Here is a 225-nt window from a genome sequence, read left to right on the forward strand (position 1 = left end):
TAGAGCTGTGCTGTTTCGAATGGTTCCAAAACATGACAGTTGCCCAGCAACATCAGTATACGGTTTTAGAGCTGTGCTGTTTCGAATGGTTCCAAAACCAGCAAGTGTTATTGCTATGGCTGGGAATAGTTTTAGAGCTGTGCTGTTTCGAATGGTTCCAAAACAGAGCTGGATTGAACTCAATTGGTACGATAGTTTTAGAGCTGTGCTGTTTCGAATGGTTCC

General features: G+C 43.1%; 1 protein-coding gene. It reads left to right on the forward strand.

All coding sequences use genetic code 11. The annotated features are described in order from the left end of the window. Positions 1-19: 19 nt before the first annotated feature. Positions 20-225: hypothetical protein (locus HMPREF3249_RS09555; protein ID WP_218969869.1), on the forward strand; the 206-nt coding region annotated here is incomplete at its 3' end.

This window comes from Streptococcus sp. HMSC36C04 (genome assembly GCF_001839535.1).
Taxonomy (GTDB): domain Bacteria; phylum Bacillota; class Bacilli; order Lactobacillales; family Streptococcaceae; genus Streptococcus; species Streptococcus hominis.